The sequence below is a fragment of the Embleya sp. AB8 genome, from assembly GCF_049739465.1.
Taxonomy (GTDB): domain Bacteria; phylum Actinomycetota; class Actinomycetes; order Streptomycetales; family Streptomycetaceae; genus Embleya.
Map to the genome: position 1 here is coordinate 137,766 of NZ_JBMHHY010000013.1, position 21,472 is coordinate 159,237.

Below are 21,472 nucleotides of genomic sequence, written 5' to 3' on the forward strand. Positions count from 1 at the left end.
CGGGGGATCCGCTCCGGTCGGCCGTCGCGGGGGTGTGGCCGGTCGGAGCGGGCGCACCCTCCGGGGTGGGGGCGGGTCGACTGACCCGGCGCACGTGCAGGCCCCGAACGGCAACCGCCGTTCGGGGCCTGCACGTTGTCGAGGGTCTTCGGTTCGGCCGAGCGGCCGGGCCCAGGGCTTGAAGACACGCCCTAGAGTGCCACGCCGAGGATTGCGTCCAGGGCCCGGGAGGCCACGCCGGGGGCGGACATGTCCTCGCCGCCGTCGGCGAGTTGGCGGGCCGCCCACACGTCCATCGCGGCCAGGGCACCCGGGGCGTCCAGGTCGTCGGCCATGCGTTCGCGGATCGTGGCGAGCAGTTCGGTGGTGTCCGGCCCGTCCGGGCGGCCGACCGCGGCCCGCCACGTGGCCAGTCGGGCCTCCGCGTCGGCCAGGACCGTGTCGGTCCACTCCCAGTCGCTGCGGTAGTGATGGGCAAGGAGCACCAGGCGGATCGCCATCGGGTCCACGCCCGAGCGGCGCAGCTTGGAGACGAACACCAGGTTGCCGCGCGACTTGGACATCTTCTCGCCGTCCAGCGCGACCATGCCGGCGTGTACGTACGCCTTCGCGTAGGGCGCCTCGCCGGTGACCACGTGTGCGTGCGACGCGCCCATCTCGTGGTGCGGGAAGATCAGGTCGCTGCCGCCGCCCTGCACGTCGAAGCCCATGCCCAGATACTTCAGCGCGATCGCCACACACTCGATGTGCCAGCCGGGTCGGCCCGCGCCGAAGGACGCGTCCCAGGACGGCTCGCCGGGCCGGGCCGCGCGCCACAGCAGGGGGTCGAGCGGGTCCTTCTTGCCGGCCCGCTCCGGGTCGCCGCCACGCTCGCCGAAGATCTCGAGCATCTGCGCGGCGCGGTACCCGGACACCCCGCCGAAGTGTTCGTCCGAGGCGATCGAGAAGTAGATGTCGCCGTCGACCGAGTAGGCCGCGTCCTTTGCGAGCAGGTCCTCGATCAGCGGCACGATCAGCGGGATCGCCTCGACCACGCCGATGTAGTTGGCCGGCGGCAGTACCCGCAGCGCGGCCATGTCCTCACGGAAGAGCGTGGTCTCGCGCTGGGCCAGTTCGACCCAGTCGATCCCGTCCCGCTCGGCCCGCTCCAGGAGCGGATCGTCGACGTCGGTGACGTTCTGCACGTAGTCCACGGTGTGCCCGGCGTCCCGCCAGACCCGCTGGAGCAGGTCGAATGCGACATACGTGGCCGCGTGGCCCATGTGGGTCGCGTCGTAGGGGGTGATGCCGCACACATACAGCCGCGCGACCGGTCCCGGGGTGATCGTCACATGATCGTGCACGGAGCTGTCGTACACGCGCAGGGACGCACCCTGACCAGGGAAAACGGGGAGCTCGGGTGCAGGCCAGGCATACATACGTATGAGACTAACGTCCGTGGGGGCCGAAGATCTTCCAGGGTTGGCAGAGCAATTTCCGCGTCTTTACCCAGGGCCGGTTCCGGGCCTGGTCAACGCGTCGGCGTCGCGGGTCCGCCGATCGAGGCGGACTCAGATCGGCGGCCACGGAATCACATGCCGGCGACCGTCCGGTTTCGGCAGCCGGTCCTCGGCGAGCAGAACTCTCACCCGTTCGCGCGTCGCGGCCACCTCGTCCGGCGTAATCAGCTCGGCCAGCCGCGTCCCGAGCGCACCCGTCAACTCGGCCGCCAGCGCGGTGAGTGCGGTGCGCGCGGCGGCCGGCAGCGGCTCGCCCGCCCAACCCCACAGCAGCGTGCGCAACTTGTCCTCGACGTGGAACGAGACGCCGTGGTCGATGCCGTAGACGTGCCCGTCCGGACCGGGCAGCAGGTGGCCGCCCTTACGGTCGGCGTTGTTGATCACCGCGTCGAACACGGCGATCCGGCGCAGCACGTCGCCGGCCGCGTGCACGAGCAGCGCGGGCTGCTCCTTGCCGTGTTCGTCCGGGACGACCACGTGGGCGATCGGCTTCCAGGCCGGTCCCGGGTCGACCGCGGGCAGGATCGCCACCGGCTCGGGCTCGTGCTCGGCGGGCTTGTGGTCGATCCACAGCTGGCACATGCCCGCGCCGTAGGGCCCCTTGTCGCGGAACACCGTGGTCGGCACGATGTTCCAGCCGAGCGCCCGGGACACCTCGTAGGCGGCCACCTCACGGCCGGCGAGGGTGCCGTCGGGGAAGTCCCACAGCGGACGCTCACCCGCGACCGGCTTCCAGACACACGGCAGCGACACCCCGTCCAGGGTCGCGACGCAGTACAACGTCGCGTTGGAGGCGTCCTCCAGGCGTGCCCGCACGGTCAATTCGCCCCGGCGCAACAACTCCGGGACGGCGGCGGCATCGAGGACCGTGTCGGTCAACGCCGGTATCCGTTGGCCCGCGGGCAGATGTGCCCCTCGGCGTCCATCGGCAGCCCACAGAACGGGCAGGCCGGCCGACCGGCCGCGACCACGAGCAGGGCACGCTTGGCGAACGCCCGGGCCTGCCCGCCGGTGAGCCGGACGCGCAGCAGCGGCGGGCCGTCCTCGTCGTCGTCATCGCCGAGCAGGGTGTCCTCGGGGGAGTCGTCGTCGGGGACCTGCGCCTGCGCCTCGACCACGAGCCGCTCGTCGTCCGCGTCCCACGCGAGCGCCATCGTGCCGACCCGGAACTCCTCCAGGATCGGCGGCAACAGCGGCCCGGAATCCTCGAGTTCGGCCGGTGTCACGGCCGGTACGGCGGTCTCGCCACCGGTGCGCCGAACCAACTCGTCGAGCAGTTCGTCGACACGTTCGGCCAGTACGGACACCTGGGTCTTCTCCAGGGCGACGCTGGTCACGCGGCCGGCGGCGGAGGCCTGCAGGAAAAAGGTTCGCTGGCCGGGCTCACCCACGGTGCCGGCGACGAACCGCTCCGGGGGGTCGTACAGGAAGACCTGGCGGGGCACGATCTGCTCCGTGTTTCTGTCGAGAACGGGGACGGGGGAGGACGGGCGAGTGGCTGAACGGACGGGTCGGGCGTGCTGCGGGCGCGAGGGGGACCGCGCCCTCCAAAGCACCCTACGGCGCGCCGGCCCCGCCGCCCACCACCGCGTCACCGGACGCGGACCCGTGCCCCGCGTCGGGCGGCGGCAGCAGGCCGGCCACCGAGCCGCCGGTGTCGTTGAGCCGGCCGACGGTCGGTCGCTGCGTGCCATAGTCGATCACCGTCAGCGAGCACGGGTCGACCCGGATCCGCTGGAACAGGTCCAGGTGCATCCCCAGCGCGTCGGCGACCAGGGCCTTGATCACGTCGCCGTGCGAGCAGACCAGATAGGCCGCGTTCGGCCCGTGTTCGGCGGCGATCCGCTCGTTCCACTCCCGGACCGCGTCCACGGCCCGGGCCTGGGTGGTGCGCAACGCCTCGCCGCCGGGGCCGGGGAAGGTGACCGCGCTCGGGTGGATCTGTACGGTCCGCCACATCGGGTCCTCGGCCAACTTGGCCAATTCCTGCCCGGTCCAGTCGCCGTACCGGCACTCGCCGACCCGCTCGTCCACCTGGGCACCCGCGTCGAGCGCGAACTTGGTGCCGAGCCGGGCCGCCAACAGCGCTTCCGAGGTCTGCCGACAGCGCTCCAGCGGGCTGGTCACCACGGCCGCGAGCGGCACCTCGGCGATCCGCGCGGCGAGCGCCGCGGCCTGTTCCTCGCCGCGTTCGTCCAGGAACACCCCGGGTGTCCAACCGGCGAGCACGCCGGAGGAGTTGGCCGTGGTCCGTCCGTGCCGAACAAAGAGCACCGTCGTCATGCCCCCAACCCTATGCGGAGGCCCGTTCGCGGGTTCGGGCCGGTCGGGGTGGGCGGGGCAATAAAATGCCCGGGTGATCGTCGACTGCGCCATCTATACGAACGGCCGCCGAACCGAGGGCCCCGCGGACTTCTCCGACGCGTTGGCCGAGGCGCGGCGGGTCGGCGACTCGTTCCTGTGGATCGGGCTGCACGAGCCCACGCCGAGCGAGTTCGACCTGGTCACGAGCGAGTTCGGGCTGCACCCACTCGCCGTCGAGGACGCGTTGCACGCACACCAGCGGCCCAAGCTGGAGACCTACGACGACTCGATCTTCCTGGTCCTGAAGACCCTGCACTACTACGACGAGACCTCGTCGGTGGAGACCGGCGAGCTGATGATGTTCATCGGCGACTCATTCGTGGTGACGGTCCGTCACGGCCCGGGCGCGGAGCTGAAATCGGTCCGCCGCCGGGTGGAGAAGCAGCCCAAGCTGCTGGGGCACGGCCCCGGTGCGGTGATGTACGCGGTGGCCGACGCGGTGGTGGACACCTACCTCGCGATCGCCGGCGAGTTGGAGAGCGACCTGGAGGACGTCGAGGCGCGGGTCTTCTCGCCGAGCCGGGAGAACGACGCGGAGCGCATCTACCTGCTCAAGCGCGAGGTACTGGAGTGCCGCCGCGCCGCGCTGCCGCTGATCGAGCCGATACGCAGGCTCGCGAGCACGGAGGTGCCCTTCGTACCGGCGCAGACCCGGCCGTTCTTTCGCGACGTGGCCGACCACGTGACCCGGGTCACCGAACAGATCGAGTCGTTCGACCGGTTGTTGTCCGACGTGCTCGGCGCGCACCTGGCGCAGGTGGGGGTGCGGCAGAACGAGGACATGCGCAAGATCTCCGCGTGGGCGGCGATCTTCGCGGTGCCGACGATGATCGCCGGCGTGTACGGGATGAACTTCGAGCACATGCCGGAACTCAAGTCGGTGTGGGGGTATCCGGGGGCGGTCGCACTGATGGTGCTGGCATGTGCCGGGCTGCATCGGATGTTTCGCCGGAGCGGTTGGTTGTAGGGGGTGGTCGGGGGCTCCTCGCGCGGGCATGTCGCGCAGGCGCGTCCCGCGGGCGTGTCCTTTGTGGGGAACGGTCGTTGAACCGCATACCGGCCGTGGCGGGGACGCACTGGACTCCCCCGCCGCGGCCTGATTTCGCTCCGGGATCGATCAAGCGGTGGACCCTGGCACCGCCCACGCCGGACTCTCGTAGGCTTCTGCTTGTACAGACGCGGCGGAAGCAGGTGGGGATGTTCGGCAAGTCGGGCAGGCAGCGCACATCGGGGACGCGCCCGGCCCAGGTTCCGGGGGCCGGAGCCGCCGGGGCCGACTGGTCTTCGCATACCCAGTTGGAGGACGCGGTGCGGTCCTACCTGCTGCATCCGGACGTGGCGATGGAGGCCCTGGGCTCGGTGCTCGGTCGCCGACCGGTGCGCGGTTTCACCCTCGAACGGGTCGTGGACATCAACGCGAACGGCACGTCGGTGTGGCAGGAGGCCGCGGTCTGCGACGACCGACGGCTGGTGTTGTGGCACAGCGAGGACATGACCGACCCGTCCGCACCCGGCGGCACGGTGCTCGATTCCTCCGTGCAGGTGATTCCGCTGGGGTCGGTCTCGCACGTCGGGATAAGGACGCTGGTGGGCACCGACCACGACGGAAAGCGGCAACTGCGGGGCGCGTTCGTGTTCCTGGCCACGCCGACGTTGCAGGAGGTGGCCACGGTGCGCGGCGAGGACGGCGCGTCGACCGGGCGCTTTCGGCAGGAGGCGTACCGGTTCAGCAAGTCGCTCGAGGACGGCGGGCCGGGGCAGATTCGGCGCCTGCTCGAATTCGCCGAGGTGATCGCGGCCCGGGTGCCGGGACCGCGCTGAGTCTTTGCGCCGAGTCTTTGCGCCGAGTCTTTGCGCCGAGTCGTCGGTGGGTGTGGCGGGCCTGGGGGCGGGCCCGAGGGTCGGGCCCGCCTTTCGGTTTCGGCGTCGGTTTCGGCGTCGGGTTCGGCGTCGGTTCGGTTTCGAGTGTCGTCAGGACCTTTCGAGAGTCCTCAGGACCCGGTGCCGGAGAGTTCCAGGGCCTCGGCGGCGAGTCGCAGGGCGGCGACGCGTTCGTCCAGGGTGTTGCCGTTCGGGGCGATGGTCAGCGTGGTCACACCGGTGTCGGCGTAGGCCTGCATACGTTCGGCGATCCGCTCCCGGCCGCCGAGCAGGCTGGTCTTGTCGATGAAGTCGTAGGGGACGGCGGCGCCCGCGCCCGCGTAGTCCTTGGCCAGGAACCGGTCCTGGATCTCCTTGGCTTCGGCCGCGTAGCCCATCCGGACCGCGAGCCGGTTGTAGAAGTTCTGCTCGCGGCTGCCCATCCCACCCACGTACAACGCGGCGTAGCCGCGCACCTGTTCGGCCGCCAGGCGCGGGTCGTCGCCGACCACGAGCGGGACGGTCGGCACGACGTCGAAGTCGGTCATCGCCAGACCGGCCTTGGCCCGGCCCGCGCGGATGTGGACCAGCGATTCCTCGGCGTGCTCCGGGGCGTAGAAGACGCCGAGCCAGCCGTCGGCGATCTCGCCGGTCAGTTCGAGGTTCTTCGGGCCGACGGCGGCGATGTAGAGCGGGATGTGCTCGCGCACCGGGTGCACGGTGAGCTTGAGCGGCTTGCCCGGGCCGCCGGGCAGCGGCAACGTCCAGTTGGCGCCCTGGTGGTCCACCCGCTCGCGGCGCATCGCCTGGCGGATCACCTCTACGTACTCGCGCGTGCGGGCGAGCGGCTTGTCGAACTTGACCCCGTACCAGCCCTCGGACACCTGCGGCCCGGACACGCCCAGGCCGAGCCGGAACCGGCCGCCGGAGAGTACGTCGAGCGTGGCGGCGGTCATCGCGGTCATGGTCGGCGTGCGGGCCGGGATCTGGAAGATCGCCGAGCCGACGTCGATCCGGGTGGTCTGCGCGGCGACCCAGGACAGCACGGTGGCCGCGTCCGAGCCGTACGCCTCGGCGGCCCAGCAGACCGCGTAGCCGAGCCGGTCGGCCTCCTGGGCGACCGCCAGATTGTCGGCGTCGTTGCCGGCGCCGAAGTACCCGAGGTTGATTCCGAGTCGCATGTCCGCGGACCCCCTGTTCGACGTCTGGTCGACGTCCGTGTGGCTGGATGGCTGCTGCTTGGCTGCTTGGCTGCTCTTGGCTTGCCGGTTGCTGCTCGGCTTGCCGGTTGCGGTGGTGCGTGTGCCGTGGCGGTTGCCCGTGGTGCGGCGGATCGCCTCGGCCGACCATATCGCGCGACCTACCAGCCGGTAACCTGTCCGTCGACTCGTCCGCGTGGCATACCGCCGAACGGCCCCGCCAACGGCGGCACGGGTGGGGGAACGGCTAGTCTCCGGTGCCATGGAGCAGCGACATCTCGGCCGCACCGGCCTGCGGGTCGCCCGCATGGGGCTGGGCACCATGACGTGGGGTCGAGACACGGACGAGCACGACGCGGCGGACCAGATGAAGGCATATCTGGACGCCGGCGGCAACCTCGTGGACACGGCCGACGTGTACGCGGACGGTGAGGCCGAGTACATGATCGGCCGACTCCTGGACGGGTACATCCCGCGCTCGGAGCTGGTCATCGCGACCAAGGCGGCGAGCGTGCCGTACAGCGAACGCCGCTTCGACGGCTCGCGCGGCCACCTGCTCCAGGCGCTCGACCACTCGCTGGCCCGGCTCGGTACCGACCACGTCGACCTGTGGCAATTGCACGCGTACGACCCGTCGACGCCGCTGGAGGAGACCTTGCACGCGCTCGACCTCGCGGTCACCAGCGGGCGGGCCCGCTACGTGGGGGTCTCCAACTTCTGCGGCTGGCAACTGGCGAAGGCGGCGACCTGGCAGGCGGCGGCCCCGGGCCGGGTGGTGGTGGCCAGCACGCAGATGGAGTACTCGCTGCTCCAACGCGGCATCGAACGTGAGGTGTTGCCCGCCGCTCTGGACCTGGGCGTGGGCCTGCTCCCGTGGTCGCCGCTGGGCCGGGGCGTGCTCACCGGCAAATACCGACACTCGATGCCCGCCGACTCCCGAGGCGCGTCGGCCCACATGGGCCCCTTCATCGCGCCGTACCTGGACGACCACTCGCGCCGCATCGTCGACGCCCTGGCCACCGCCGCCGACGGCCTGGGCGCGGCCCCGATCGAGGTGGCCCTGTCCTGGGTCCGCGACCGCCCGGGAGTGGTGGCCCCCATCGTCGGCGCCCGCAACGCGGCCCAGCTGCGCGCGTCCCTGGCCGCGGAGTCGGTCGTCCTGCCCACCGAAATCCGCACGGCACTGGAAGACGTATCCCAACCGATGACCGGCTACCCGGACCACGACTGGAGCCAGGCATAGGGGCCGAGCCGGGGGCGGGGTCCGAGCCGCAGGGGCCCGAGTCGAAAGGGCCCGAGTCGAAAGGGCAGCCGCGGCCACGAGGGTCGTCGCTGGGTCGTCGCGGGGCCGGGGTCGGGGCCGGGGCCGGAATGCCTGGGTCGCGAGCACAGCGAGTGGGGTGGGCCCGAATCGAGACGGTGGCCGTGTCGGGGGCGTGGGTCGCCGGGGCGAGCGCGGGCGGGCCGGGGGTGCAAGGGAGCCGTGTCGCAAGTGCAGCCGGGGGTGGGCGCGGGTCGAGACGGTGCCGGGTGCCGGGTGGCCAGGGTCGCAGGTGCAGCGAGCGAGTGGCCCGGCTCGGATGGCAGGCGAAGCGAGTCGGGGGTGGGCCAGCGTCGCGACGGTGCCGTGTGGCGCGTGCCCGGTGGCCCGGGTCGCAAGTGCGGCGAGCGGGTGGCCGGGTCGGATCGCAGCCGAAGCGAATCGGCGGTGGGCCCGGGTCGAGACCGTAGCCAGGCCACGAGGCCGGAGCAGGCGGCCCGGTGCCTCGAGAACCGCAGCGTCCAAGCCGGCCGCAACGGGTGGAGCGGGCGGGTACACCAACCCCTCCCGTGTCGGTCCGCCCTGGTTGGCTGGTCGGCGGCCGACGTATCCCCGGGTCGGCCGGTCCCGCCTCGTCTCCGCGAAGAACGCACGTTCCGGTGCGGCGAAAGGCATCAAGAGGCCGAATACGGCAGTTTGGGACCATCGATCCCGGCAAGGGTCGGCAACGCCGGCCGGCGGGCCGGTGGTATTTCGGGGTGTTCGAGGAACGAGTCTGGGTCGGGTGTGGCTGACATGAGTGTGGGTGGCGGTACGGGCGTGAACGGCGGCGGTACGGAAGGCGCAGCCAAGCGCCAGGGCGGCGAGCCACGGGATCCCGCCACCCCAACATCACCAAAAGCCGCCGACCCGGCCCCCACCAACCAGGAGCCCGAACCGCCGAAGCCCACCAAGGCCCACCAAAAGCCCGACCCGGTGGCCCTGTTGCGCGACCAACTCACCAGACTGGCCCGCGGCGAGGCCCCAACGGTCGTAGGTGGCGTAGCCCACATCGAACCCCCCGACCCGGACCGTGCCGAGCGCGCCCGCAGACGCACGGCCCTGGCCGCAGAAGCCGCCGAGGCCGCCGAGGCCGCAGCTTTGGCTGCCGCCGAAGCCGAGTCGCAAGGCCTACCGGCAAACCCGCCGACCGCCAACGCGGAGCCCACGAAAGACGAGGCTCACCCGGTGGCGCCCTCGACCTCCGAAGCCGAGACGCCTCACGAGAAGCAGCCCGCGAGCGAACCCCTCACCACGAGAGCACCGCTCCCCGACAAGAGCACCGCTCTCGAAATCCAGGCGGGCACCAAGGACCAACTCAGCCCAGACGCCGAGAGCACCGCTCTCCCCAGTCGGCCACAGGCGGCCACCGCACCGCAGCCAGACGCCGAGAGCACCGCTCTCGCCGACCGACCACAGACGACCGCCCGAGCACAACCGGACGCCGAGAGCAGTGCTCTCGCCTACCGACCACGTACGGCCACCCCGTCGCAATCAGACGCCGAGAGCACCGCTCTCGCGGACGCGTCCGATCCCGCCGGATTCGCTGAATCCGCCGAATCCGCCGCTCAAGTCACCGAGAGCACCGCTCACGTTCCTTCGCCGGCCATCAGGCCCGCCACGCCGGGATCAACAACCGAGAGCACTGCTCTCGCCGCATCGGCCGCCGGGCAGACGCCGGTAGAGAAGCCGGTGGGCAAGCCGGTAGAGAAGCCGGTGGAGAAGCCGGTAGGCGAGAGCACTGCTCTCGCTGGGCAAGCCGCCAGCCCGAAACCAGCGACCGAGAGCACTGCTCTCGCCGCGTCCGCTGCCGAGCCGAGGCCCGCGAGCGAGAGCGGTGCTTCCGTCGGTCCGATCGATGCTGGTGCAACCGGTGACCCGGATACCGAGAGCGGTGCTCTCGTCGGCTCGGAGCCTGGCGGCGTGGGAGGTCGAGAGGACGCGATGGGTCGCGGTTCCGTGCCGGATCCGGATGGAGAGAGCGGTGCTCTCGGGGGATCGCCAGGTGGCCGGGCGAGCGTGCCGCCGGAGGGAGGGGAGAGCGGTGCTCTTGGTGGAGAGCGGTGGTCATCAAGGGGTGGAGCGCGAGCGCGGGTTGACCCTGCTGGCACCGGCACCGGCACCCGGACTGGCACCGAGACCGGGACCGGCACCGGCACCCGGACCGGGACCGGGACGAGTTCGCCGGGTGGTGTGGGGCTTGACGGCAGTGGCTGGGTGGGGCCGGGCGTAGGAAGTGCGCAGGGGCCGCGTGGTGTGCCGACGGTGGTTGCACCGGACGCTCCGCACGCGCCGGGCGCACCCGCAGTACCCGCAGTACCCGCAGTACCCGCAGTACCCGCAGCACCCGCAGCACCCGACGGGCCGGACGTGGGCCGGCGGGCGTATGCCGACGTCGTAGCGGAGGTTGCTCGGCTTCTTCTTGCTGCCGGCGCGCCCGAGTGGCTGGCTCCTCGGGTTGCCACGGCGCTTGGCGGGGACGCGGCGGAGGTGCTCGCCGGGGACCCGTGGGGCCTGCTTGCGGTGTCGGGCGTGGCGCCGCAGCAGGCCGACCTGTTCGCGCGTGGGGCGTTGCGCGGCGGGTGGGCCGCCGACGATCCGCGTCGGGTGCGGGCGATCGTGTTGTGGCTGTTGCGGCGGGCCGCTCGGCAGGGGGATACCGCGATCGAGGCCGATGCCGCTCGTGCGGCGTTGGCGCACTTCGAGGTTGGCGATCCCGATACCGCGCTGCGGGCCATACTCGCCGAGGGGCGGGTGATGGCCTTTGCCGCCGCGCCGGAGGGCCTCGGCGAGGAAGTCGGCGAGCCGGGCGGCGACTTCGAGCCGGATCTCGATGAGGACGGTGACGGCGGTGACGGTGATGGTGACGGTGACGACGAACTTGCCGCGGCTGGTGGGGTATTGCTCGCGCTCGACGATTACGCCCTGGCCGAGGAGGCCATCGCCGAGGCGGTCGTTCGGCTGATGTCGACGGTTGAACCGTGGCCCGAGACCGGGGACACCAGGCTCGGTCGGGCATTGGCCACGACCGGCGTGGTGTTGTACGCCGCAGGCCCCGGCGAGGAGCCGCCGGCCGCGATCCTGGCCGTTGCCGCGAACGCCCGGGAAGCCGGCCTGCGAGTGGCCGTCGTTGCCCCGACCCTCGACGGTCGTGACCGTCTCGCTGCCGGTGCCATCGGGCTGCGTGAACTCGCCGCGCTGGACCGTGGCCCGGACGGCACCCTCGAACTCGACCTCCTGATCGTCACCGACGCGACCCTGCTCGATGTCACGGCCGCCGCGGCGATCCTCGAGGCCGTACCCGACGGTGCCCGGCTTCTCCTCGCCGGGGACCCGGCCGGCCTCGAATCGACCGGCCCGGGACGGGTGTTCACGGACCTCGCGGCCACCGGTACGATCCGCGCACTGGTCGCGCCCACCGTCCCCGAAGGCCCGCTCGAAGCGCTCGCCGACGGCATCCGGGACGGGCGGCTGCCGCCGATTCAGGACCCGGAACGCCGCGTCGTACTGATCCCGGCCCAGACCGGCGAGGAGGCCGCCCACCGCTGCGCCCAGCTGGTTGCCGACTCGATTCCGCGCGCGATCGGTATCCCGGCGCGGGACGTACTGGTCGTCGCTCCGCTCGCCACCGGCCCCGCAGGTGCGACGGCCCTCAACGCGGCGCTCAAGGCACGACTCAACCCGGGCCCCGGGGCCGGGAGTTCGACGGGTCCCGAGGATGCCGGGGCCACGGGAGCCATCGACGTCGGGGACTGCGTCATCCGGGCCACCCCGGACCCGAGTGGTGGTGTGGTGCGGGGAGTTGTCCGCGACGTGCTTTCGGACGGCCGGGTGGTGGTCGGCTTCGGAGCCGCCGCCCCCGAGCCGGTACAGCGTGCCGAGCTGCGCCACGGCTGGGCCTTGACGGCTCGTCAGTCCTTGGGAGTTCGGCGTCCGGGCGCGGTGGTCGTACTCCCGGCCGAGGGCGCCGACGCGTATACCCGGGCCCTCATGTACACCCTCGTCACCCGTGGCGAACGGCACGTCTCGATCGTGCACGCGGCCGGCCCGGCACTGGCCGCCGCGGTGGCCGCCGATCCGACCCGGCACCGAACGACCCACCTGCAGCAGGCATTGCGCGAGGCGGCGCGCTGATCGGAGGCCACCCACCATCCGACGGATGGACGCGGGGTTCGACACGAGATGGCGGGCGGTGGCCGGGATACGACTCCTCGCCGCCGTCCGCCACTCGGTGGTTCGCCGGACGTCGAAGAAGCCTGCGGACGACGCGAGTTCGCGGCCGGCGTCGGGTGTCACGCGTGGTGGACGCCCGCCTCGATCGTCGACGCCGGCGCGCCGGCCCCGCGTGGCCGCTGCGGCGGCCGGGGGTGGCTTCCGCCCCGTTGCTCGGTAGTTCGCGGAGCATCGGAGCCTGCGGGCGAAGGGCGTTCGTTCGGGCGAAGGACGTTCGTTGCGTTTCCGCCCGGTGGCACTCACCACGCGAAGCCGCGTCGACGCCGGCCGGCCTCGCTCTGGCTGCCGTGGTGGCTCGGACGTAACTGCCCCTTCCGGCCCAGCCCTTGATGGTGCGCCGGGCGTCGGAGTCTGCGGGCCAGGGGAGTTCATGGCTTTTGTTCGCGACTACCCCCGCTGAGGGCCACGCGGGCGGGCCCGCGTGGCCTGTCGCGCGCGGTGGTTATGGGCGTGACCGCCCGCTTTCGCTCGGGTGTTCGGGTGGCCTGGGTGGGGCCTCAGTCGGTGAGGCGTTCGCCGGTGGACTTCGAGAATTTGTGGATCTCGTCGGTACGCGGGGTCAGGTGGAGGGTTTCGCCCTTGTGCGGGACGCGGTCGCCGGGTACGCGGACGACCAGGGTGGTCGGGTTGCCGGCGACCTCCGCCGTGCCGTACACGTAGGCGTCGGAGCCGAGTTCCTCGACCACGTCCACCGTGATCGGCAGACCCCGAGCCCCGGTGCCGGAGGTGACCTCGAGGTGTTCGGGGCGGATGCCCACCGTGATGTGGTCGGCGTGTTCGGCGCGGGCGGTGGCGTGCGCCTCGCGGGTGAGCGGGATCAGGGCGTCGCCGAACCGGATGCCGTCCTCCGTCGGTTCGGTGTCGATCAGGTTCATCGAGGGTGAGCCGATGAAGCCGGCGACGAACACGTTGATCGGGCGCTCGTACATTTGGCGCGGCGTGGCGACCTGCTGGAGGATGCCGTCCTTGAGTACGGCGACGCGGTCGCCCATCGTCATCGCCTCGACCTGATCGTGCGTCACGTAGACCGTGGTGGTACCCAACCGCCGCTGTAGGCCCGCGATTTGGATGCGGGTCTGGACGCGGAGCTTGGCGTCGAGGTTGGACAGCGGCTCGTCCATCAGGAAGACCCGCGGCTCGCGGACGATCGCGCGGCCCATCGCGACGCGTTGGCGCTGGCCGCCGGACAGGGCCTTCGGCTTGCGGTCGAGGTACTCGGTGAGGTCGAGGATCTTCGCGGCCTCGGTGACCCGGCGGGCGATCTCGTCCTTCGACTGGTGTGCGATCTTGAGCGCGAAGGCCATGTTCTCGGCCACCGTCATGTGCGGGTAGAGCGCGTAGTTCTGGAACACCATCGCGATGTCGCGCTCTTTGGGTTCGAGGTTGGTGACATCGCGGTCGCCGATGCGGATCGTGCCCGAGTCCACGTCCTCCAGGCCCGCGAGCATCCGGAGAGCGGTGCTCTTGCCGGAGCCGGACGGGCCCACCAGGACCAGGAATTCGCCGTCGCCGATGTCCAGCGAGAGCTGGTCGACGGCGGGGTTGTCGCCCTTGGTGTACCGGCGGGTGGCCCGGTCGAACGTGACGGTGGCCATGGCGTCGTGTCCCCTCACCCGGCAGGGACGTGCCGGACGGTCCGAGGTAGTGGGGGCATCAGCGTGTCGGGCGGACGAGGGCGTGGCGTCGGGGCGCGCGGACGGTGTCACTCACGTGGGTGACACCCCTGCGCCAAGTGGGCCCGGCCGCGTGCGCGGCACCACCCCGACCGGCCCCCGACCGGCCAAGCCCCCAACCGGCCAAGCACCGGCGACCACCCCCCGACCAGCCAAGCCCCCGACCGGCCAGGCACCGTCGGCCACCCCCCGACCAGCCAGGCACCGAAATCGGCCAGCCGCGATCCCGGGCCATCAGCCGAGCCGTCAGCCGAGCCACCGGCCGAGCCACCAGCCGGGCCCTCGGCCGACCGGCCCCTCAGCCGCCGTCGAGGACCTCGAAGGCATCGCCCACCCGCAGCGCCCCGGTCGTGCGCCCCGGCAGTTCGGGGATCAGGTTCTGGCCGAACACCAGGTTCTTGCCGAACCGGCGATGCTTGCCGAGTGCCCTGAGCGGCTCGGGGCCGCGTTCGCCGGTGAGTTGGTCGGTCGTGGTGATCACGCAGCGCGAACACGGCTTGGCCACACGGAAGACGACGTCGCCGATCCGAACCCGGCGCCAACGATCCTCGGCCCACCCCTCCGGCCCGGCCACGACGACATTGGGCCGGAATCGGTTCATCGGCAACGGCGAATCGATGACGGCGTTCAACGCTTCGAGTGAACCCGTCGTCGTCAGCAGCAGCGGAAACCCGTCCGCAAAACTCACCCGATCGGACGAGTTCGCGAACCGCTGGTCGGGCACTCGCCGGGTCGGATCGTCGAGATGGACCAATTGCACGTCGAGGCCCAACAGTTCCCCGAACCACGCGTGCGCGTCGTCGGGCCCGAGGGCGGCCTTGACGTCGTCGTTCCACACGGTCACCGGAACGAGCCGGACCTCGGCGGGCGGCTCGATCCACAATGTGCCCATCGAGGGCGCGGACACGGCCAGCCGGCCGGCCGCCTCCTGACGTACCGTCACGGTCGCGAGTCGGGGGTGCTTCCGCTGGCTGACGAACCGTCCGGTGGCATCCACGAGCATCCAACGCCGGTCCCCGGCAAGACCCCACGGCTCGACCACGGCCTCGGAGAGGTCGATACCGCGTGCGGACTTGATCGGGTACACGTGCAAGGAGGCGAGGTGGTGCATGGGTTCACTGTTTCACGTCGGTCCGGGGAGGCCGACGGGGGATCGGCCGCGAACCGCCCGGCTCGGGACGGTTGCGCGGGACGTACGGGTGGAGCGACTCGGTACTCGGCCTGCGCGCGGGCGGCGGGGATCAGTAGCGGGGCGGGAACTGACCCGGTTCGCCCATGTTGGGCACCCGCGGCGCGGGCACCTGCGGCGGCTGTACGTACTGCGCGGCGTACTGCCCGGCGCCGGGCTGCGGTGCCTGGTGCACGGTCGGCTGCGGAGCCTGCGGCGCGGCCGGGGCCATCGACGCGTAACCCGACATGTGCGCGTTGTTGTACTGCGCCGCGCCGTACTGCGGAGCGCCGCCGTACTGCGCGGGGACCGGCAGCGGGGCGGGCAGCGCGGGCATCGGGGCCGGCGTGTTGTAGCCGTAGCCGGGGGCCGACGAACCGTGCGTGGCTCCGTACGCCGGAGCCGGCGGCGAGTACGACGAGGGCAGCGCCGGGAGGGCGGGGAGCGCCGGTCGTTCGCCGAACAGCGGGTGCATGGCGAAGTCCGGGAGGGGGACGTTGAAGGGGCCGATCTCCGGCCGGCCCCGTTCGGCCACCAGCCGGTCGTAGATCGGGGTCTCCGAATACGGCGAGTAGATGCCGCCGTCATAGGCGCGAGCCGAGGTCATGGCCGATAAGGTACGCGATTCGCGGCGCTTGCGAACCCCCTGGGTCGTGACGAATTTCAGCGGGTCGCGTCTGAACTTCGTCAAGCCTTGCCAATGGCCTGTGCCGGGGCAGTTTCGCAGCCTGCGCAGGGCATGTGATAGTGCGTCACATTTCGGGTGAATCCCCTGCGCCGGACATCTGGCGTTTCCCGAACCGGTCGGCGCATGATGCGGTACGAGCGGGCTGCGTCACCCGGAGTCGCGATCGACCCCGGATGTCGGGCCCGTCGACGTCCCGGGCAGCGTCGCCCGCCGGTCGGTACCGGCCTGCCCATTCGGCCGGGGGAGGACCACGTGCGGTACGACGCGGAGCAGCCGCAGCTGGCGGGGGTACCGGAGGCGCCGGAGGCGCCCGGGGTGCGTGGGGTGCCCGAAAGCGGGCCCGTCGATGGACGAGGTCGGGTGCGGGCCGACGCGGACGCGGCCCCGGCCCTGCGGCTTGTGGATGACCTGCTTCCCGTGGCCGGGGACATTGATCCGCCGCCGCCCGGCGCCGCGTTGTTCGATCGGATTCACGGGGGCTGGATCGGGCGGTGCCTTGGGGCGTACGAGGCGGCCCGGATTCCGGATGAGGCGGGCCGGCCGGCCGGCGCCGGTTCGGAGGATCGCAGTGACGCGGTGGATCGGGCGGTGTTGAGCCTGCGCGTCTTGGAGTTGTACGGGCCGGGCTTTACGAGTGCGCAGGTCGGGGAGATGTGGTTGCGTACCCTGCCGTTCCTGCGTTCGCGCGACGCCGAGCAGGCCGCGTATCTCCGCCTGCTCGACGGGGCGTTGCCGCCTGCGACGGCCGCCGGCGCGGAGGTGCTCGGCGGTACGGATGAGGCGATGGTGCGGGGGGACCTGTACGGGTACGTGGCTCCGGGGGATCCCAGGCGAGCGGCTCGGTTGGCGCGTAAGGACGCCGTCGTGTCGCACGCCGGGGACGGGATGTACGCGGCGATGTGGAGTGCGGCGCTCGCGGCGGCGGCGTTCTCCGCACGGGATGCCGCGCAGCTGGTCGGGGTGTCGTTGCGGCATATCCCGGTCGGTTCGCGGTTGTCGCGGGCGGTTCAGGATGTTTTGGTGGCGTACGCGCGAGGGCGGACCTGGGAGCAGGCGGCGGCCGAGGTGCATCGATGCCACGGCACGGACGCGCGGCTGCGCGGCGCGGTGGGGAACGCGTGCCTGATCGTCGCCGGACTGCTGTGGGGCGATGGCGATCCCTGCCGGCAGATCGGCCTGACGGTGCGCGGTGGTTGGGACATCCGGGCGACCGCGCCGGTGGCCGGTTCGATTGCCGGGATTCGGCACGGTGCCGAGGCGGGCTGGCCGTCCCTGGCGGCGACTCGGGTCAGGACCGCGCTGCCGGGCCAAGAACTGTGTGTGCTCGGTGAGTTGGCCCGCCGGACGCTCGCGGTGAGCCGGGCCGAGCTGCCGCTGCGGTGATCGCGGAGAAGCCGGATTCGGGGTGGGCGCGGAGTCGGCGCGGGCGGGCGTCCGAAGTGGTCGGCTCCGGGATCGCACAGCACCCCAATGCACCGCTCAGTCCTGGTAGACCGCCTCCGGCGCCGTGGCCGCTTCCGTGTCGGGGAGGATGTGGGCCAAGTAGGTGTCGTACAACTTCGTCCAGGTTCCGTCGTGGCGGATGCGCTCCAGGCAGGCGTTGACGAAGCGGACCAGGTCGGGGTTGGACTTGGCGATCGCCAGGCCGTAGGGCTCCTCGGAGAGTCTGGGGCCGACCACCTGGACGAGGCGGTCCTGGGTCTGGAGGCCGGCCATGATCGCGTCGTCGCCCACCGCCCCGTCGGCTTCGCCCTGTTGGATGCGGACCAGGCAGTCCGTCCAGCTGTCGCCCGCGACGGCGATCAGGGTAGGCGTCGCGTGTACCGCGCCGGCGGCGGTGGTATTGCCCACGGTGCAGAGGCGGGTACCCATCGGCAGGCCGGCCAGGCCCTTGGTGTGGTCGGCCGCGGCGGCCGGGCTGTCCCGGACGACCAGGACGCGCTGTCCCGCCTCGTAGTAGACCGAGCTGAAGTCGACCAGCGCCCGGCGTCCGCAGTTGACGGTGACCGACTTGGCCACGAGGTCCACCTTGCCGTCCGCCACCTCCCGTTCGCGGATGTTGTTCGTCAGTACGCGAAAGCGCAGCCTGCCGGCGTCGCCACTGCCGAACAGGTCGGCGGCGATCTCCCGGGCGAGATCGACGTCGAAGCCCTTGAGCCGGTTGTGGTCGGCCACGTCGGCGTAGCCGAACGGGTAGGTGCTCTGGTCGATTCCGACGGTCAGGTATCCCCTCTGCAGGATGCGGGCGAGCGAGCCGTCGGTCGGGTAGTCGGCGGCGCGCGGCGGCCCCGGCAGCGGACGCAGGCTCGCGATCGGGTTCCCGCACGGGCCGGCGGCGGCCGCGGTTGGGGTGGGGGCGCTCGGCGCGGCGGTGGGCCCGGGTTTCGGCTGATGGGTGGAGGTACACGAGGCCAGTACCGCGAACGCGGTCAGGACGACCGCGGCGGGCGCCGACGCGGCCCGCCGGTGGGCGAATCGGTGGGCCAATGGACGGACGAGCCGGCGGGCGATTCGGTCGGTGGTGGCCCGAAGTGGCGGGCCGGCCGGGTGATTCGGTCGGACTGCGTGCTCGAACATGACGCGTCACCTTCCGGAGGCGGCGCCGAACACCGCTCGGCTCGGCCGATTGGGCCTGTTCGGGACGCTACCCGCACGAAGTCGGGCCAACTGCGGGGAATCCCCACGATGTTCCGGGCCGCCGAGATCCGTCACCACGGTGCGGCCCGGCACCGGGCAACAATCCATTCGGTGCCCAGCGCTAACCTGCCTGGCCGGCCGTTCCACGCCGGTTGGTTCGAGGCGGTCCCAGGGGACGGGTCGCCGGGGGAGGAAGCGTGGATCTTCGCATGGACGGAGCCGAGCAGTTCGAGGAGTGCCCGCAGTGTGGGGCGCGCGTTCCGGTGGAGTCGCGGTTCGTGACGTGGTGTGCCCGGTGCGACTGGAACGTGGACCCCGGCGGCGCGCCGGAACCCGCGCCCGGGCGGATCGACGCCCTGCGCCGGCGGCTCGTACATCGCTACGGCGAGCAACTGCTCATCGAGGTCGGGTCCGGTGCCACCGGCCGGCCGCCCCGGAGTTCGTACCGGGCGCTCGCGTACGGCCTGGCCCTGCTCGTGCACGGCGTCACCGTCGCGCTCCTCGTCGGCGGGGTGCTGCTCCTGGTACTCGGCTGGGGCACGTTCCTCGGACCGGTCCTCGGCGTCCTGCTGTTGGCCATGGCCTGCGTCCTTCGACCACGACTGCTCAGCCGTCCCAGGGGCGTCCCCACGCTCGAACGAGCCGATGCCCCAACCCTGTTCGCGGTGATCGACGAGATCGCGGCGGCCGTGGGCACCAGCGGAGTGCATGTCGTCGTGTTCGACGCCGAGTTCAATGCGAGCGTGACCAGGTACGGCCTGCGACAGCGGCGAATGCTCCGGCTGGGTCTGGGGGTCTGGCAGGTCGCCACACCGCAGCAGCGGGTTGCCCTGCTCGGCCACGAACTCGGGCACTACGCGCACGGCGACGACCGACACGGCATCATCGTCGGGAACGCGCTGCACTCGCTGCGCGTCTGGTACTACCTGCTCGCCCCGACGCCGCGCCCGGGCTTGGGCGCGCGGCTGGTCGACCTGCTCGCCTTCGGGCCGAGATGGGCCGTGTACGGAGTGCTGGTGCTGCTCGACCACGTGACGATCGGCGCCGCGCAGCATGCCGAATACCTCGCCGATCGGTCCGCCGCGCGGGTCGGTTCCAGCGTGGCCGCCGTCGAACTGATGGATCGTCTGCTGATCGGCTCGTCCGTCGCGGGCGAGTTGCGTCGACAGGTCGTCGCGGCGAACACTCGGGTGGGCCGGGCGGCGCCGCGCGACCGGGTCGGGGCGGAGCTGTGGACGAACCTCGCGACGCATGCCGAGGCCATTCCGGAGCGGGAGTACGAACGCCTGCGTCGGGTGAGCGTGTTGCGCGGACACGGCGTGGACAGTAGGCATCCGCCGACCCACCTGCGCCGGCGTGTGCTGGGCGACGACGAGCAATATCCGGGCAGCGTCCGCCTCGATGCCGAGCGCAACGCCGCCGTAGAGGCCGAACTCGCGCCCACGTGTGTCCGATTGGCCGAGGAAGTCATCCGCGGCCACGTCGGCTGACCGGTCAGGCGTGCTCCGACACCTGCCCCTGAGGAGGCATCGACACGAGGGCGCTCGGGGCCTGGTCCTCCGCAGTCGGGTCCTCCGCAGCCGGGTCCTCCGCAGCGGGGCCCGCCGCGGCCGGGCCCGCCGATGCGGAAGCCCCCGGAGAAGACGCCTCCGCCCCCCGAGCCAACCCCACCGCCAAATCCCGCCAAAGGTCCTCCACATGCTCCAACCCGACCGAAAGCCGCAGCAGCCGCGCGCCGATCGCCCCCTCCTCCCGGGCCGCGTCGTCGATGACGCGGTGGGTCAACGAGGCCGGGTGCTGGATCAGGGTGTCGATGCCGCCCAGGCTGACCGCCGGGATGATCAGGCGCAGCGCGCCGACCAGCGCCATCGGGTCGCCGGCCGGTTCGAAGGCCACCAGGGCACCGCCGATGCTCGGGTAGTGCACCCGCTCGACCGCCGGGTGGGCGGCCAGTCGTTCGGCCAGGATCGCGGCGGACGCGGAGGCCTTGGCGACCCGGATCGGCAGGGTGGCCAGGCCGCGCAGCAGCAGGTAGCCCGCCAGCGGATGCAGCAGGGCGCCCGTGGCAAAGCGGATCTGCCGCAGCAGCTTGGCCGATTCCTCGTCGCACGCGACCACGCCGCCCATCACGTCACCGTGTCCGCCGAGGAACTTGGTCGCGCTGTGCAGCACCATCCGCGCCCCCGCCCTCGCGGGTTGTTGCAGCACCGGCGTGGCGAACGTGTTGTCCACGAGCAGCGGTACGTCGCCCGCCTGCGCCGCGAGGTCGGCCAGGTCCAGCTCGGCCAGCGTCGGATTGGCCGGGGTCTCCACCATCACCAGACCGGTGTCCGGCCGCAACGCCCGGGCCACGCCGTCCGGTTCGACCCAGGTGACCTCGGTGCCCAGCAGCCCGCCGGCCAGCAGGTGGTCGGTGGTGCCGTACAGCGGCCGTACCGCGACCACATGGCGTCGCCCGCGCGCGGCGGCGGCCAGCAGGCATGCGGTCACCGCCGCCATCCCGCTGGCGAAGGCGACCGCGGCGGCGCAGCCCTCCAGCTCGGCCAGCGCGTCCTCGAAGCGGCGCACGGTCGGATTGGTCAGTCGGCCGTAGATCGGTGAGCCGTCGGGCAGTTCGCCCTCCGCGTACGCGTCCAGGGCGAGCGCGGCGGCGGGCAGGTCCGGCAGCGGGTACGTGGTGGACAGGTCGATCGGCACGGCGTGCGTACCGAGGGCGGCGAGGTCGTCGCGGCCCGCGTGTACCGCACGGGTCTCGAAACTGTGCGGGCGGGCCGAGGCGGGGTAGGCGGGCGGATCCGGGTGCAGATGGAGGTCCATGGCCGTCATCCTGCGCGGACCGCCGGAGAATGTG

16 protein-coding genes are annotated in these 21,472 nt (G+C 71.9%); 6 read left to right on the forward strand and 10 right to left on the reverse strand.

Annotated features, from left to right (window positions below):
• Positions 1–191 precede the first annotated feature (191 nt).
• The 4 genes from mshC to ABIA38_RS20690 form a co-directional block, all read right to left on the reverse strand.
• Positions 192–1,418: a cysteine--1-D-myo-inosityl 2-amino-2-deoxy-alpha-D-glucopyranoside ligase gene (mshC, locus tag ABIA38_RS20675; protein ID WP_424640193.1), complete on the reverse strand. Its 1,227-nt coding sequence runs from the start codon at positions 1,416–1,418 to the stop codon at positions 192–194.
• A gap of 132 nt (positions 1,419–1,550) precedes the next feature.
• Positions 1,551–2,378, reverse strand: coding sequence for an SCO1664 family protein (locus tag ABIA38_RS20680; protein ID WP_424640194.1), 828 nt, complete (start codon positions 2,376–2,378; stop codon positions 1,551–1,553).
• Positions 2,375–2,944: a DUF3090 domain-containing protein gene (locus ABIA38_RS20685; RefSeq protein WP_424640195.1), complete on the reverse strand. Its 570-nt coding sequence runs from the start codon at positions 2,942–2,944 to the stop codon at positions 2,375–2,377. Before ABIA38_RS20685 ends, ABIA38_RS20680 begins: the two co-directional genes overlap by 4 nt.
• 112 nt (positions 2,945–3,056) lie before the next feature.
• Positions 3,057–3,782 (reverse strand): MSMEG_4193 family putative phosphomutase, encoded by a 726-nt coding sequence (locus ABIA38_RS20690; RefSeq protein WP_424640196.1) that lies wholly within the window; start codon positions 3,780–3,782, stop codon positions 3,057–3,059.
• A 73-nt stretch (positions 3,783–3,855) separates the two neighbouring features.
• Here ABIA38_RS20690 and corA point away from each other — a divergent pair, with 73 nt between their 5' ends.
• On the forward strand, positions 3,856–4,830 hold the full coding sequence (gene corA, locus ABIA38_RS20695) for a magnesium/cobalt transporter CorA (RefSeq protein WP_424640197.1): 975 nt from the start codon (positions 3,856–3,858) through the stop codon (positions 4,828–4,830).
• A 230-nt stretch (positions 4,831–5,060) separates the two neighbouring features.
• Entirely contained in the window at positions 5,061–5,684 is a 624-nt protein-coding gene (locus ABIA38_RS20700) for a hypothetical protein (protein ID WP_424640198.1), read from the forward strand.
• A gap of 170 nt (positions 5,685–5,854) precedes the next feature.
• Here ABIA38_RS20700 and ABIA38_RS20705 read toward each other — a convergent pair whose 3' ends face one another.
• Positions 5,855–6,904, reverse strand: coding sequence for an LLM class F420-dependent oxidoreductase (locus ABIA38_RS20705; RefSeq protein WP_424640199.1), 1,050 nt, complete (start codon positions 6,902–6,904; stop codon positions 5,855–5,857).
• Positions 6,905–7,184: 280 nt separating this feature from the next.
• Here ABIA38_RS20705 and ABIA38_RS20710 point away from each other — a divergent pair, with 280 nt between their 5' ends.
• Positions 7,185–8,165, forward strand: coding sequence for an aldo/keto reductase (locus tag ABIA38_RS20710; protein ID WP_424640200.1), 981 nt, complete (start codon positions 7,185–7,187; stop codon positions 8,163–8,165).
• 2,001 nt (positions 8,166–10,166) lie between these two features.
• On the forward strand, positions 10,167–12,356 hold the full coding sequence (locus ABIA38_RS20715) for a helix-hairpin-helix domain-containing protein (RefSeq protein WP_424640337.1): 2,190 nt from the start codon (positions 10,167–10,169) through the stop codon (positions 12,354–12,356).
• A gap of 596 nt (positions 12,357–12,952) precedes the next feature.
• Here the strand turns inward: ABIA38_RS20715 and ABIA38_RS20720 are convergent.
• The 3 genes from ABIA38_RS20720 to ABIA38_RS20730 form a co-directional block, all read right to left on the reverse strand.
• Positions 12,953–14,050 (reverse strand): ABC transporter ATP-binding protein, encoded by a 1,098-nt coding sequence (locus ABIA38_RS20720; RefSeq protein WP_424640201.1) that lies wholly within the window; start codon positions 14,048–14,050, stop codon positions 12,953–12,955.
• A gap of 376 nt (positions 14,051–14,426) precedes the next feature.
• Entirely contained in the window at positions 14,427–15,239 is an 813-nt protein-coding gene (locus ABIA38_RS20725; protein ID WP_424640202.1) for an MOSC domain-containing protein, read from the reverse strand.
• Between the two features lie 130 nt (positions 15,240–15,369).
• Positions 15,370–15,903 (reverse strand): DUF6643 family protein, encoded by a 534-nt coding sequence (locus ABIA38_RS20730; protein WP_424640203.1) that lies wholly within the window; start codon positions 15,901–15,903, stop codon positions 15,370–15,372.
• A 333-nt stretch (positions 15,904–16,236) separates the two neighbouring features.
• On the opposite strand from ABIA38_RS20730, the gene ABIA38_RS20735 reads away from it, so the two are divergent.
• A complete protein-coding gene (locus tag ABIA38_RS20735; RefSeq protein WP_424640204.1) occupies positions 16,237–17,367 on the forward strand; it encodes an ADP-ribosylglycohydrolase family protein in 1,131 nt (376 codons plus the stop codon).
• Between the two features lie 96 nt (positions 17,368–17,463).
• On the opposite strand, the gene ABIA38_RS20740 is transcribed toward ABIA38_RS20735, so the two are convergent.
• The gene (locus ABIA38_RS20740; protein ID WP_424640205.1) at positions 17,464–18,561 is read right to left on the reverse strand and encodes a transporter substrate-binding domain-containing protein; all 1,098 of its coding nucleotides are present in this window, start codon (positions 18,559–18,561) and stop codon (positions 17,464–17,466) included.
• A gap of 257 nt (positions 18,562–18,818) precedes the next feature.
• Between ABIA38_RS20740 and ABIA38_RS20745 the strand changes: the two genes are divergently transcribed.
• Entirely contained in the window at positions 18,819–20,111 is a 1,293-nt protein-coding gene (locus ABIA38_RS20745) for a M48 family metallopeptidase (protein WP_424640206.1), read from the forward strand.
• A gap of 4 nt (positions 20,112–20,115) precedes the next feature.
• Here ABIA38_RS20745 and ABIA38_RS20750 read toward each other — a convergent pair whose 3' ends face one another.
• Positions 20,116–21,438, reverse strand: a complete 1,323-nt coding sequence (locus ABIA38_RS20750) for a trans-sulfuration enzyme family protein (RefSeq protein ID WP_424640207.1) — start codon at positions 21,436–21,438, stop codon at positions 20,116–20,118.
• Between the last annotated feature and the right edge of the window lie 34 nt (positions 21,439–21,472).